The 15460-nt window shown below is 27.5% G+C and carries 13 protein-coding genes; all 13 read left to right on the plus strand.

Going from position 1 to position 15460, the window contains the following annotated elements; all coding sequences use genetic code 11:
• The first annotated feature begins 3 nt into the window (after positions 1–3).
• The 13 genes from Q6H37_RS07340 to Q6H37_RS07400 all read left to right on the plus strand — a co-directional run bounded on the left by Q6H37_RS07340 (position 4) and on the right by Q6H37_RS07400 (position 15442).
• On the plus strand, positions 4–639 hold the full coding sequence (locus tag Q6H37_RS07340) for a response regulator transcription factor (RefSeq protein WP_318740489.1): 636 nt from the start codon (positions 4–6) through the stop codon (positions 637–639).
• A 34-nt stretch (positions 640–673) separates the two neighbouring features.
• A complete protein-coding gene (locus Q6H37_RS07345; protein ID WP_318740492.1) occupies positions 674–1426 on the plus strand; it encodes a YveK family protein in 753 nt (250 codons plus the stop codon).
• Positions 1427–1444: 18 nt separating this feature from the next.
• The gene (locus Q6H37_RS07350) at positions 1445–2140 is read left to right on the plus strand and encodes a CpsD/CapB family tyrosine-protein kinase (RefSeq protein ID WP_318740494.1); all 696 of its coding nucleotides are present in this window, start codon (positions 1445–1447) and stop codon (positions 2138–2140) included.
• 89 nt (positions 2141–2229) lie between these two features.
• Positions 2230–4113, plus strand: coding sequence for a nucleoside-diphosphate sugar epimerase/dehydratase (locus Q6H37_RS07355; RefSeq protein WP_318740496.1), 1884 nt, complete (start codon positions 2230–2232; stop codon positions 4111–4113).
• A 14-nt stretch (positions 4114–4127) separates the two neighbouring features.
• A complete protein-coding gene (locus Q6H37_RS07360; RefSeq protein ID WP_318740498.1) occupies positions 4128–4730 on the plus strand; it encodes a sugar transferase in 603 nt (200 codons plus the stop codon).
• Between the two features lie 167 nt (positions 4731–4897).
• Positions 4898–6343, plus strand: a complete 1446-nt coding sequence (locus tag Q6H37_RS07365; RefSeq protein WP_318740500.1) for a B12-binding domain-containing radical SAM protein — start codon at positions 4898–4900, stop codon at positions 6341–6343.
• Positions 6344–6417: 74 nt separating this feature from the next.
• Positions 6418–7584: a glycosyltransferase family 2 protein gene (locus Q6H37_RS07370; protein ID WP_318740502.1), complete on the plus strand. Its 1167-nt coding sequence runs from the start codon at positions 6418–6420 to the stop codon at positions 7582–7584.
• Between the two features lie 20 nt (positions 7585–7604).
• Positions 7605–8678: a hypothetical protein gene (locus tag Q6H37_RS07375; RefSeq protein WP_318740504.1), complete on the plus strand. Its 1074-nt coding sequence runs from the start codon at positions 7605–7607 to the stop codon at positions 8676–8678.
• A gap of 23 nt (positions 8679–8701) precedes the next feature.
• Positions 8702–9826 (plus strand): hypothetical protein, encoded by a 1125-nt coding sequence (locus Q6H37_RS07380; RefSeq protein ID WP_318740506.1) that lies wholly within the window; start codon positions 8702–8704, stop codon positions 9824–9826.
• Positions 9827–9975: 149 nt separating this feature from the next.
• On the plus strand, positions 9976–11319 hold the full coding sequence (locus Q6H37_RS07385; RefSeq protein ID WP_318740508.1) for a hypothetical protein: 1344 nt from the start codon (positions 9976–9978) through the stop codon (positions 11317–11319).
• A 49-nt stretch (positions 11320–11368) separates the two neighbouring features.
• Positions 11369–12601, plus strand: coding sequence for a hypothetical protein (locus Q6H37_RS07390; RefSeq protein ID WP_318740510.1), 1233 nt, complete (start codon positions 11369–11371; stop codon positions 12599–12601).
• A 35-nt stretch (positions 12602–12636) separates the two neighbouring features.
• On the plus strand, positions 12637–13860 hold the full coding sequence (locus Q6H37_RS07395) for a polysaccharide pyruvyl transferase family protein (RefSeq protein WP_318740512.1): 1224 nt from the start codon (positions 12637–12639) through the stop codon (positions 13858–13860).
• Positions 13861–13966: 106 nt separating this feature from the next.
• Entirely contained in the window at positions 13967–15442 is a 1476-nt protein-coding gene (locus tag Q6H37_RS07400; RefSeq protein ID WP_318740514.1) for an oligosaccharide flippase family protein, read from the plus strand.
• Positions 15443–15460: the final 18 nt, after the last annotated feature.

A 15460-nucleotide genomic window follows, 5' to 3' on the forward strand; every position in this document is an offset into this window, starting at 1 on the left:
ATTATGAAAATTATAATTATATCTAATTACTCTGTCATAAGAGAAGGAGTAGCAGCGATTATATCTAGGTACGATAACTTATTCATACAGTTTGTTGGTGAAACAATAAAGGAGTCTATGTTTATGATAAAAAGTAACATGGCTGATGTTGTATTGATGGATATAAATAAGGATAACGAAGATGAACTACACTTAATTAGTCAACTAATCTCTTTAAAGGTAAGTATTAAAATAATAATTTTAGATTTTTATGGTAACAAAGAGTTATTTGTAAAAGCATTAAAGAGTGGAGTTCAAGGTTATGTATTAGGTAAATCAAGTGAAGAAGAAATATTATATGCAATACAACATGTGTATGAGGGGAAAAAATATTTTGATTCTTATTTTGTGGATTCAATAATAAATCAAGATATTGGTTTGCCAAATAAACTGGAGTTGCTAACTAGTAGGGAAAGAGAAATACTAATGGAGGCAGCGAAAGGATTGAGTAATAGAAAAATTTCTGAGAAATTTTTTATAACAGAGCACACTGTAAAAAAGCATATTAGTCATATATTTAATAAGTTAAATATTAAAGACAGAGCAGAAGCAGCAATTTACTGGAATAAATATGGATTAATAGATAAGCAGGAGAAATAGAAATTTATTATCCTTATGCAAGTAGAATACAGAATTGGAGTATTACCTTCAAAATGTACTTTCTGTTTTGAGTGAAATGAAAGGAATGGATATAAATATGGAAGAAGAAATATCGTTAGACTTACATGAATTTTCACATATTATTAGAAAAAGGATAAAATTAATACTTTTAATAACTACATTAAGTACTGTTGTCGCTGGTATTTTAAGTTATTGTGTAATAAAACCTATGTATGAATCTAAAGCAACTATTGTGGTAGGGAAAACTAATGCAAGTTTAGGTGATAAGTCGAAATATGAATTCAATGACATTATGATGTACCAAAATCTTGTAAAAACTTATGCTGAAATAGGAAAATCAGAAATTGTGGCAGAAAAAGCATCATCAAGATTAGATAACATTTCCTCCAAGAATATATTAGGTAGTATAACTATAACTCCAGTGGCCAATACTCAGCTTATTCAATTTAAAGCTTATAATAGTAATCCTCAAACAGCATATTTAATGTTAAATGCTGTTTGTAATTCATTTATGCAAGAAGCTGAAAGAATTTATCCAGGTCAAAATGTTCAGATAATGGATGGAGCAGAAATACCAGAAAAACCTATAAAGCCAAAAAAGAGATTAAATGTTGTTATAGCATTTTTTATAGGATTAATGGCTTCTGTAGGAGTTTCTTTCTTACTTGAGTATATGAACAACACTTTGAAAACAGAGCAGGACATAAATAAATATTTAGGTCTTCCTGTGATTGGAATTATACCTAAAGATACTGTGAAATATTAAATAAATGGAGTGAAAGTTATGAAAAATAATCAACTAATCACCATTGAATATCCTAAATCTTTAATTGCAGAATCATATAGAACATTAAGAACAAATATTAATTTTTCATCTTTTGATAACAAAGTGAAGACAATTGTTGTTACAAGTTCTGGACCAAAAGAAGGCAAATCTGTTACTTGTGCTAACTTAGCTGTAGTAATGGCTGAGAATGGATGTAAAACTATTCTAATAGATTGTGATCAGAGAAAATCAAGTATTCACAAGCTATTTAATATATCAAATGAAAAAGGACTATCAGATTTTTTAGTGGGTAATATACAATTTTCAGAGGCAGTTCAAAAAACAGAAATACCTAATTTAAGTATGGTTACATCTGGAACAAAACCACCTAATCCATCTGAATTAGTTGCCTCTGATAAGATGAAAAAGTTTATTGAGGATTTGAAGGAAAATTATGATTATATAATACTAGATACGCCGCCTGTAATAGTTGTAACAGATGCACAGTTAATTTCTTCATATGCTGATGGTTGTATCCTTGTAGTTGCATCATCAGAAGTAGAAAAAGCTGTAGCTATCAAGGCAAAAGAACTTTTGAAAAAAGTAAATGCAAGGATATTGGGAGTGGTTCTAAGCAAGATGGATATTAAACAGAGAAGATACTCTAGGTATTATTATTCTAGATGTAGAAAACTTAAAATAAAGGAAAGTTAAAATTTTCAGTTTGTGCAGATGATAACTTGTTAATTGTAAAAAAGAGATTGCATCAGATAAAGGTAAGCAATAGGAGGGATGGTTTATTTATGATGGTAAGTGGAAAAATGAAAATTAAAAAAATTTCAAGAAAATATATATTAATGCTTATAGATATTATCTTGATAAATTTATCTTATGTCTTAGCATATTGTTTTAGATTTAATTTTGATATACCGACCTATGAATTAGCAATATTTAAGAATGATGCAATAGTAATTACAATTATTTATTTAATGGTGTTTTATTTATTTAAACTTTATAAGAATCTATGGAGCTATGCTAGTGTTGATGAATTTTTGACTGTTATATGTGCTTGTATTATAGGTAATTTATTAGGAACTATATATGGATTTACTTTTGGAAAAAGACTTCCATTAAGCATTGATATTTTATCAGGTATACTTAGTATTCTCTTAATTGGTGGATTTAGAATGTCTTTTAGAATATTTAGAGTGTATTTAGATGTAAAGGTTAAACCTCATGTTTCATTTAGTAAGAAGGTACTAGTTGTCGGTGCTGGTAAAGCTGGAACAATGATTGTTAAGGAAATGAAATTTTGTAGTGAAGTAAATTATTTGCCTGTAGCTTTTGTTGATGATGATAAATATAAAGTTGGAACTAGTATTGCTGGTGTAGAAGTTATGGGAACAAGAAGTAATATAGTTGAATTAGCAAAACAGTTAAATATTGATGAGATACTTATAGCAATTGCAGCTATAGATAGTAAAACTAAGAAAGAACTTTTAGATATATGTAAGAAAACTGGCTGTAAGGTTAAATTGATACCTGGAATATATGAAATTATCGATGGTAAGTTTACTTTAAATAAATTAAGAGAAGTTAATTTTGAGGATTTATTAGGAAGGGATCCTGTTAATCTTGATATGGAACAAATTAGTGATTATATCAAAGGAAGAACTATTATGGTAACAGGTGGAGGTGGCTCTATAGGATCTGAATTATGTAGGCAGATTATAAAATTTAGTCCCAAAGAGTTAATAGTACTTGATAATTATGAAAATAATGCTTATGTTTTACAACAAGAGTTTAGAAGAAATAATATATCTGCGAATGTAAAATATGTTATTACTTCGGTTAAAGATAAGAAAAAGCTAGATTTAACTTTTAGTAAATATAGACCAGATATTGTATTTCATGCAGCAGCTCATAAACATGTACCACTCATGGAAGAAAACCCAAGTGAAGCAATAAAGAATAATATATTTGGTACATTAAATGTAGCACTTTGTTCTGATAAATATAAAGTTAAAAGATTTGTTCTTATTTCAACTGATAAAGCTGTAAATCCTACTAATATTATGGGAGCTACAAAGCGAGTGTGCGAAATGATTATTCAATCTATAGATAAGAGGAGTAAAACTCAATTTGCTGCAGTAAGATTTGGAAATGTATTAGGTAGTAATGGCTCAGTAGTACCATTATTTATAGAGCAAATCAAAAATGGAGGACCTGTTACGGTAACACATAAGGATATTAATAGATTTTTCATGACTATACCAGAAGCGGCTCAGTTAGTTCTTCAAGCTAGTGTATATGCTAAAGGTGGGGAAATATTTGTTTTAGATATGGAAGAGCCAGTTAGAATATATGATCTAGCGTGTGATTTAATAAGGCTTTCAGGTTATGTCCCAAATGAAGATATTAAAATAGAATTTATAGGACTTAGACCAGGTGAAAAGCTTTATGAAGAAGTTTTGACTGAAGAAGAAGGCTTGAATCAAACATTTCATAAGAAAATCTTTGTAGGAAGAGCTACTTTTGAAGATTTTAGTAGTTTAATTATTAAAATTAATGAATTTAAGGCAATAGTTGAAGAAGATGATAAAGAAAAAATTATGTCCAAACTTGAAGAGATAGTACCTACTTATAAAAGGTTTGAATCAGAGGTAGCTATATCTAATTTTGTTTGAAAAGAGGGATATTTATGAGAAGGTTTATTGATATAGTAATCAGTTTGTTTTTTTTAATATTGTTCATTCCGTTATTTGCAATAATAGGGATTATTATAAAATTAGACTCAAAAGGACCAGTATTTTTTACTCAGATGAGAATTGGTAAAGAAAATAAGCTATTTAAATTTTATAAGTTTAGAACTATGTTTGTTGGAACACCTAATGTTTCAACAGAAGAGTTAAAAAATTCACAAAGTTATGTGACATGCTTTGGTAAAATTTTAAGAAAGACAAGTATAGATGAGTTTCCACAATTAATTAATATTTTAAAAGGAGATATGACTTTTATTGGTCCAAGACCAGCTTTATATAATCAGTATGAATTAAAAGAAATGAGGACTAAAGTTGGAGTTCATAAATTATTACCTGGGTTAAGTGGATGGGCTCAAGTTAATGGGAGGGATTTGTTAAATGATGCTATGAAAACTTCTTATGATGAGTATTATTTGAAAAATAGATCTGTTAGGTTTGATTTTAAGATATTAGTTAGAACTGTGTTTAAGGTTTTAAGATGTGATGGGGTTATTGATAGTGGCATAAGGGAGATTAAAAATAAGAATGATATACAGGCATAGAAATTTGAGCATAAATCATTGCAGAATTTATATTGAAAAAGTAAATAAGTTGCTTTATGTAAAAACAATATTTAAGACATATTAGCAATGATAATAGAATAAATTATAAATAAGTATCAATTATGTTCTATTAATATATATAAAACAGATGTGAGGTAGGTATTTGAATGAAAATAATATTATTAAATCCACCATTTTTAAATAAGTACTCTAAGAGTTCAAGAAGTCCAGCAGTTACTAAAAGTGGTACAATCTATTTTCCACTTTGGTTATCATATGCAGCAGGAGTTCTAGATAAAGCCGGACATGAGTTGAAATTAATAGACGCACCAGCAAAGTGTTTAGATAAGGTAGAAACATTAACCTTAATAAAGGAATTCAGTCCTAAATTAATAGTTATTGATACATCTACTCCAAGTATAAGCAATGATTTAGAATTTGCTAAGGAAATAAAACAAACATTACCTAATTGTAAAGTTTGTTTAGTTGGAACCCATGCTTCAGCATGTGTTGATGAAATATTAAAAGAGAATTCATTTATTGATTTTATTGCTCGTCGTGAATATGACTATACGCTTAGGGAATTGGCTGAAAAGTTAGAAAATCCTGAGTTGTATGGTGAAATTGCAGGTATTAGCTATATTATGAATAATAATATAGTAAATAATCCAGATAGAGAATATATTCATAATCTTGATGAGTTACCTTTTGTTAGTGAAGTGTACAAAAAATACTTAGATATAAAAGATTATTTTTATGCTCATGTTAGTTATCCAACTATTAGTATTTTCTCAAGTAGAGGATGCCCTTCTAAGTGTTTTTACTGCATGTATTCACAAGTTATGTTTGGAAAGAGCTATCGCAAACGTAGTGCAAAAAATTTATTTGATGAATGTGTTTATATAACTAAGAATTTTCCAGAAGTTAAAGAGATACTTATTGATGATGACAATTTTGCGGTAGATCAAGAAAATATAAAAGAATTCTGTAATTTAATGATTAAAACTAATATTAAACTGAAGTGGACTGTGCAGGTTAGAGTTAATCTTAAATATGAAACAATGATACTAATGAAGAAAGCAGGATGTAAATTACTTGTTGCTGGTTTTGAAAGTGGTAATCAACAAATTCTTGATAATATGCATAAAGGTATTACTCTTGAGCAGTCATTGAGATTTAACGAAGATGCTAAGAAAGCGAAACTAAGAGTTCATGGATGTTTTATGGTAGGAAACCCTGGTGAAACAAAGGAGACTATGATGGAAACTTTAGAATTTGCTAAGAAGTTAAAACTTGATACTGTTCAGTTTTTTCCATTAATGATTTACCCAGGAACAGAAGCTTATAATTGGGCGAAGAAAAACAATTTTATAGAAGCTAAAGATTATAGAGAATGGTTAAAGGAAGATGGAATGCATAATTGTATACTTTCTACTGACAATATAATGAGCCAAGAATTTGTGGACTTTTGTAATTATGCCAGAAAAAGATTTTATTTACGTCCAAGCTATATTTTTATGAAATTAGTTGAATGTTTAACTAGCAAAGATGATGCAGTTAGAACAATGAAAGCTTTTGGTACATTTAGAAAATATCTATTTAGTAGAGGATAAGGTAGATGGTTAGAGTTTACCTTAAATTTAGAAAATTATTTTTATTAAATCAATATTAGAATGGAGAATTTCTAGTGAAGGTATTTTTATACGTAACATTAGCAATATCTATATTTGCTCCAATATACACTTATGTAGTATATCCTGTTTTGTTAAAAGTTGTAGGTATTTTTTTTCAAAAAAAGTATAAGATTGATAAAAATTATCGTCCTTTTGTATCGATTTTAGTAGCTGCATATAATGAAGAAAAAGTAATTAAAGAAAAGATAATTAATCTTAGTAAGCTTGAATATCCTGATGACAAGATAGAATTTATTATTGGGTCCGACGGCTCATCTGACAAAACCGTAGATATTGCAAAGAGTTATTCACATATTAAAAATTTAAGAATTCTTGATCTTCCAAGAGGTGGCAAGGTTAATGCTTTGAACAGCATGTTAAAAATAGCAAAAGGAGAAGTTTTAGTATTTTCGGACGCTAATACTATATATGATTCAAAAGCAGTAAAAGAATTAGTAAAGTATTTTACAGATAAAACAATAGGGTGTGTAAGTGGACAACTTAGATATAAGCTAGATGAATCTTCAGGTAATGGTGCTAAGTCTGAAGGCTTATACTGGAAGTATGAAAATTGCATAAAAGCGCTTGAATCAAAATTAGGTAAACTTTCAGGTGCAAATGGAGCGATTTATGCAGTTAGAAAAGATTTAATTAAGGAAATTAGAAAAGGTATTATTAATGATGATTTTTATATTGCAACTAATGCATTGCAGCTAGGATATGATGTTATTTTGGAAACAAAAGCTGTAGCGTATGAAGAGCCTAATGATGAATTTTTAAGTCAATTTAAACGTCACGTTAGAGATGGTGCTGGTCACTATCAGTCTATTGGGATCTTTTGGAGAATGCTTTTGCCAAGAAAGGGAAGTCTTGTTCATATTTCACACAGAGTAATAAGATGGATTATTCCATTTTGCTTTATTAGTACTTTTATTACTAATGCTCTTCTTTTAACACAATCATTATTTATGGAAATATTGTTTGTTTGTCAAATTATAGGCTATTTAACTTTGGGGTTTTATTATGAATTTATAATTAATAAAAATAGAAATATTAATAATAGCTTTGAAAAGTTTTTTCGTTTTATATTTTACTTTATGGCAATAAATTTTGCTTTGTTGCTTGGATGTATTAGATTCTTAAGAAAACAACAAAAAGCAATATGGGAGACACAGCGATAATGTATGAAGGGGATGATTAATTGAAAATTCTTCTTATAGGTTTTTTCACAAGGACTTATATGCCTTACTTGAATAAATATGAAAAATTATTAAAGGATCAAAATATTGATTATGATATTTTATTCTTTGATAGAGATACTACAAGTGACAAATTACTCATTGAAAGAAATGAGTATACATATTGCCATATGACTACTACAAGCAGATTAAAAAAAATGTTACCAGTTTTTAGATACAAAAAGATTTTAGTAAATTTGATTAAAAAGAATAAGTATGACAAGTTGATTATATTTACAACAATGCCAGCTATTTTAATTAAAAGTAGTTTGTTAAATGAATATAAGGGGAAATATATATATGATTATAGAGATGCTACATATGAGCATTATTCATTTTTTAAAAAATGGGTAAACGATATTATTAACTGTTCATCACTAACTGTAATGTCTTCGAGAGGATTTTTGAATTTTCTGAATGATAACAAGAAGATTGTATTTAATCATAATATTTCTAATATCAGTGATAGAGAATCCTTGGCAGAAGACCTGCAAAGAATATCAACTATAAATATTGGCTTTTTAGGCTATGTAAGGTACTTCGATGTTAATAGTGTTTTAATAAGAGGATTAAAAAATGATTCTAAGTATACCCTTACGTATATAGGTGTACCTTTTTCAGATTGTGATTTAAAAAGATATGCTGATGAAATTGGTGCACAAAATGTAACGGTTATAGGTAAATATGATAATAATAATAAAGCAAGATTATATAGTAATATACATATAATTAATTCTATGTATAGTTTGAATTCCTCAGAAGTTCAATATGCAATTCCAAATAGATTATATGACGCAGCATTATTTAAAAAACCATTGATGACAACAAAAGGTACTTATCTTTCTGAAGTGGTAAAAAAGTATGGGTTAGGATTTTCTGTGGATCCTTTTAATGACGATATAAAGGAAGTAATTAACGATTATATTAGAAATTTTGACCCAGAGAAATTCTCAATAAAATGTGAAAAATTTCTTTTAGAAGTGTTTGAGGATGAAAAAAAAGTTGACAAAGCAATTATATATTTTTTGAAAAATTAAAATAATGGATTAGGAGAAATATTTTGTTTAATTTAGTTTTTGTTTTAATATTTTCTATAACTATTTTGGTCCCAATATATTCATATGTCATGTATCCAATATTATTGAAGCTGATTTTAAAAAAATCTTTTGTATACTCAAAAAAAACAAATTTAAGTATATCAATAGTAATTCCTTATTGTGGTAATGAACTTTTGCTGCGAGATAAAATTGAAAGTTTAAGAACTTTGTTGTGTCATGATGAGGTATTGGAAGTAATAATTAGTACAAATAAAATATTGAGGGATAAATTAATGACTGAATATAGTCAAGTTATAGGATTACAGTTTGTTGAATCTAAAAGTAGATTACATACCTGCGATATTAACATGTTAACAAGTTTAGCAATTGGTGATATTGTAGTGCTTTCTAATGTTAATACAATTATCAATTATTCTACAATTGCTTGCTTAATCAATAAATTTTCCTGTGCAAATATCGGATGTGTATGCGGTAGGATAAAGTATATAAACCATGACGAAGATAGTGATACTGTGTCAGAAAGTTTAATATTTCGGTATGAAAATTATATAAAGGTTCTTGAATCAAAGATCGGAATACTTACAGGGGTGAATCCAGTTTTTTATGCAATTCGGAAAAGTATTACACCAATAGTTCCCAATAATATTATTAATGCTGATTTATATATAGTGACTTACATTTTAAATAGTAAATTTGATATTGTGTATGATACTGATACATGGGTAGTAGAAAAACAGTATACAAACTGTAAAAATAAAATTAAAAATCACATTAGAGAAGGTATGGGATATTATCAAATTTTGCGAGAATTTCCACGTTTGTTGCTACCCTCTAAAATTGGGTTTGTGTATGTATCTCATAGAGTAATTCGATGGATATGTCCTTTTTTAATGATTTTGACATTTATTAGTAATGTTATACTTTCTTTCTATTCCATAGTTTGGGTAGCAGTGTTGCTATTACAAATAGTACTATATATGGGATATATGGTATTTATCTATATTTTTAAGGATGGATATATTGGTCATGGACCAATAGGGAAAATTTTGTCTTTTGGAGTATATTTTATATCACTTAATATAGATTATTTTTGGGGATGGGTAAGGTTAATTAAAGCACAGAAATAAGTTATATTATATGTAAGTGAGATGATGGTTGAATTAAATAACTCTTGTTTTTAAGCTCAAATGATGCAAAAAATAATTTTATAGGAGAAATAAATTATGAATGTAGTTACTAAAAAAAAAGCATAAAAGTTTTGCATGATAAACATTTTGTGAATGAATTAACATTTATTATATTAAATTTAATAATATCTTCCGCAGTTGGAGTCTTATTTCAAAATTGTGGCATATTTATATGTGGAATAATTGGACTAGTTATCGTTACTATAGTTATTAGAAAATGTGATGAACGTTTATATTATGCAGTGTTTGCAGCGTATATAGTATCTATTATTGCGATGTTAATTTTATATTATGGATATATCAATGAATTTGGAATCCCTTATTATATTGGTGGATCTGATGATTTAATGTTTGAAAATAAAGCAAAAGAGCTTATAGAAAATAATAAGTACTTTATATTCCAAACTATTAATTATGATATGCAATCAGCTAACAATAGCAAGGCATTTGTTGTTTTATTGTCTTGGATTATGAGGATATGCGGTATATTTGGAGGTTATCATACTATTGCTTTTAGAATCTTGAACATCAATATATGGATTTCAACTGCTATATTAGCATATAAAGCATTAATTGATATGACTCATAATCGATATAGTGCTAAAAAGTATATAATTTCATTTCTGGCCCTTGCTTTATTTCCCAACGCAATTTATATCAGTATTCATGTGTTTAGAGATACTATTAATTCGGCAATTTTATTCTTTATTTATTATATTTGGAATCATAAGGATAATATCAAAGGTATTCCAAAGGTTGTAATAACTTTAATGGTTACATACTATGCATATTGGTTAAGAGCAGAGAATATATATTTAATAGGCTTCATTGTAATTATGTCAATTATATTGTCTATAAAAAATTTAAATAATAAGTCTTTTTTTATTCTTTGTATAGTATCGTTATTTGGTATTATATTTCTTAATAGCATGGGGATATGGGATAAAGTTCTAAGAACTACATCATTTTATTCTACATATGTATTTGGAGATATGGATGGTTTGTCAATTTATTTGTTTAAAATACCATTAGTTCCATATGGTTGGATACTAAGGATTGTTGCAGGTTTATTTTCTCCGATTCCAACTAGTATTCTTAAGATTTTATATATTTTTGATAGTGTGACAGTTTTGTTTAATTTTTTTATAGCGGTGGGCGTTATATTTCAGATATTTATGATTCCATACACACTTCGTAATATCAAGTACCTAGATACTTTAACATTTACTTTCTTTATTGTTTTTTGTAGTGTTGTTTTGGTCACATTTACATTTCGTCATTTTATATTTATTTACCCATTTCTTATGATTATGATTGCTAGACAATTTATTGAAACTAAAAAAAAATACAAGTATTTATGGTTTTGGATAATGTTTTGTTTGATGGTTTTACTATTAAGTATATATATATTAGTAAGGCTTATAATAACATGACTTATAGGTATTCAAGATCTAAATTATTTTTAAATTTAAGGAGTACATTATGAGGATACTATTTATATCTATGGTACCATTTGAAGACAATTCATCTGCAACAATTCAGAATAAAGGAATTGTGGAAGGCTTGTATAAATGTGAAAACGAAGTGGACATTATGACATTGATGCCAATGAACAATAGTCTTGGCTATGATGATTCAATGGATAATGTAAAAAGTTTTGTAAATAATGTGTATTATATTGAAGTTGACCGTAAATATGCAGTCTTGAGGACTAAAAAAGAAAAGCTTAATAATGAGGAATTACACATAAAAAATACTGAATATAGGACTAATATCATAAATAGGATATATTCTAAGATTCGTGTTATCATAAAAAATTTATATAAAAATATAGCCATTTTTGATGCTCAAAAAGTGAATGTAAAAGGAGTATCAAAGCTGAATATAGATTATAGTAAATATGATATTATTATTTCAGCTTCTGACCCTAAGTCATCACATTTAATTGCAGAGAGAATTTATAAAAAGAATAAAAACTGTAATGCAAGATGGATTCAATATTGGGGTGATCCAATGCTAAATGATATAACTAGGGAAAGTAATTGGCGTGATAGATTAGTAAAATACAATGAGAATAAATTAATTAATGAAGCTAATAAGGTTGTATATGCATCACCGCTAACACTAAAAATTCAAAAAGAAACTTACCCAAGGCATACTTGTAAAATGGATTATACTAGTCAAGCTTATACCAATATTAATAGTATGTATAGGAGTAAAGAAAAAAATTCTAATATATTAGTAGGTTATTTTGGAGCATATAATTCAAAAATTAGAAATATTAAACCTTTATATAATGTTGCGAAAGAGGAAGGGTTTATGTTGAATATTTGTGGGGCCTCTGATATTACATTGAAATGTACAAAGAATATATACGTTACTGGAATGATTTCTTATAGAAAAGCTGTAGAAATGGAAGAAAAAACAGACATATTGGTATGCATATGCAATAGAAGAGGAACTCAAATTCCTGGAAAAGTGTATTATTGTGCTTCATATAAGAAACCTATTGTGGTGATTTTAGATGGAGAATATGAAGAAGAGCTAGGAGATTATTTAAATTCATTTAAAAGATTTATTTTATGTAAAAATCAAGAACAGTCTATAAGAGACGCAATTGAAAGAGCAAAAAAACAATTAGATAAAGGCGAATATTATATATCAGAACAATTGACACCAGAATATGTGGCAAGGAAGATTTTAAAAAATATATAAAGTTATAAATAACTAATTTAAAGAGGTATTTTATAATGGAAAAACAATTAAAAATTGGTCTATTTGGAATATATGGTTTGTATAATTATGGATGTGAGGCTATTGTTAGAGGTACTTATGAATTACTAAAACTAGCATGGCCAAATTGTAAGATAATATTATATACATATTGTCCTAAAGAAGATAGAAAAGCAGTGAGTGATTTAAATATTATAGTAAAATATATTCCTATGAAAAGATATATAATGTTGAGGCGTATAATAAATAAATTTTTAAGAATAATTTTTGTACAAAAGCAATTAACATTTTGGAATGCCAAAAGTGTTGCTAATGAGTGTGATATTATCTTTTCAATAGGTGGAGATATTTATACTATACCAAAAAATATTATAGATAAAAATAAAGAAACAAAACATAGTGATATTGTTGAATTCGGTAAAACAATTTTACAATATAAGCCTCTTGTAATATGGGGAGCATCAATAGGACCTTTTGGAGAAAAAGAAGGAATCAAGAATTACTATTTTAATCATCTAAAAGATGTCAAACAGATATTTTGCAGAGAAAAAACCACTTTTAATTATTTGAAAAGTAACAATATAATATCTAATTTAAGTTTATGTTCTGATCCAGCATTTTATATTAAAGACATAGGTAGACATGAAAATTTTTTAAAGTCAAACAAGATAAAAATTGCTCTGAATTTGAGTCCTTTGTCTATTAGAGAACAAATAGGGAAAATTAGCGTTTCATTTAAAAAACAAATTATAAATACTATTAAAAAATTAATTACAATACCAAATACAGAGATAGTATTAGTACCACATGTAATAAGCCCATTATCAGACAAGGATAATGATATGATTTATTTAAAAGATATCTATAATAGTATACCTAGAGATTACATAAAATCTGTAAGTTTGTTAGAGTCTGGTAAAGGTTTTTTAGGAACCAAGGAATTTTTAAAAAAATGTGATATTGTTATTGCTGCAAGAATGCATTGTGCAATTAATGCAATTTGCGAAGGTATACCTACAATATTTTTGTTTTATAGTCAAAAAGGATTAGGTATGGCAAATTATATTTATGGTAACTCTGAATGGGCTATTCCATTAGTAGAAATGGAAAAAGAATTAAAGGATAAAACTTTAGAAATGTTAAATAATAAAGAGATTATCTCGAAAAAAATTAAGAATCGAATTGAAGAAATTCAAAGTGATGAACAGAGAATAGTTAATTTATTTAAAAAACTAACATAATTGATAATGGAATTAATGGATTTTATGCAATAGAAATAATTGAATAATTAATGAAGATGATACAGGAAGGAAAATCAGTGATTTTTATCTGATAGGTTAATGGAGAATGGAGAAAAAAGTAAAAAGGTTAATACAACATGAATTAATTTTTGAAAATCCAATTGCAAAGAAATTAATAGGGGGAATGGCTTGGAATATTATTGGAACTGTTTTTTCAAAAGTTTTTTTGATGATAGCATCGGTTATAACAGCTAGAATGTTAGGCGTTGATAAAAATGGAGAATTTGGAGTTATAAATAGTACTGTATTAATGTTTTCAACATTTGCAGGATTAGGATTAGGTACTACAGCAACACGTTTTGTTGCTGAATATAGAAATACAGATAAGATGAAATGTGGAAGAATAATTGGAATGACAAACCTTATTGGAATAATTTCAGGTATTATTATGGCTATGGCACTTGTAATATTAGCTCCATGGTTAGCAATACAACAACTCAATGCACCTCATCTTGCTTCAGGATTAATGCTTGCTTCTATTATGCTAATTACAAATACAGTCAATACAATTCAGATAAGTACATTATCTGGATTTGAATATTTTAAAAGTATAGCGAAATTATCTATAATTCAGGGATTGATGTCTTTTCCAATATATGTTGTATTCACATATTTCCTTGGCGTAAATGGATTAATTATTGGTTATATCATAATTGGATGTATCATGCTTATACTATATGAATTTGAAAATAATAAGATTAGAAAAATGTATGGAATTTATATGGATATTAAGAATGCTCATAAAGAATTATATATAATGTGGAAGTTTTCCTTGCCTTCAATGCTTTCAAATGTAATGGTAGGGCCTGTGACTTGGATTGGTAATACATTTATAACTTCAAGTGTTAATGGATATTTTCAAATTGGAATTTTTAATGCTGCCAACCAATGGAGAAGTGTATTGACATTTTTACCAACTGCTGTAGGAAGTGTAATTTTACCATTAATTGTTGCTAACAAAGGTAATGAACGTCTTGAAAAAATCAATATACTTTTTGGATGGATAATGGTAATTTGTTTTGCAATTCCAATTTTAACAGCACCAGAATTAATTTCTTGGTTATACGGAAGAGAGTTTAACGGATTTCAATTAAATGTTTCACTATTAATTGTTGTACTAACATGTTGTATCTTATCTTACAAAGAAGGTATAGCAAGAAATTTAGTTAGTAACAATTTAATGTGGTGGGCATTTATGAGTAATGCTCTTTGGGGAATAACATTTTTAGGAATTTTATGGCACATTCGTGTTTTAGGGGCAATTGGAATAGCAATTGCATATTTAATATCATATTTTATAACAACTGTAGTATTTATACCTTTTTACATACGAAGGGGAGTAGTGCACCATTCACTATTAATTTCAAAAGAAATTATATTTATGTGGTTAGCCTTGCTTATACAGACGATAGTAACAGCTATTACAAGAAATATCGTTATTAGAGTATTGGCGCTATTATTTTCAATATATGCACTATGGTTAATAGGAAAGATGATGACTAAAAAGACTAAATTATCATAAGTTTGTTTAAGGTGGGAA

Source organism: Clostridium sp. JS66, from assembly GCF_033561535.1.
Classification (GTDB): Bacteria; Bacillota; Clostridia; order Clostridiales; family Clostridiaceae; genus Clostridium_AM; species Clostridium_AM carboxidivorans.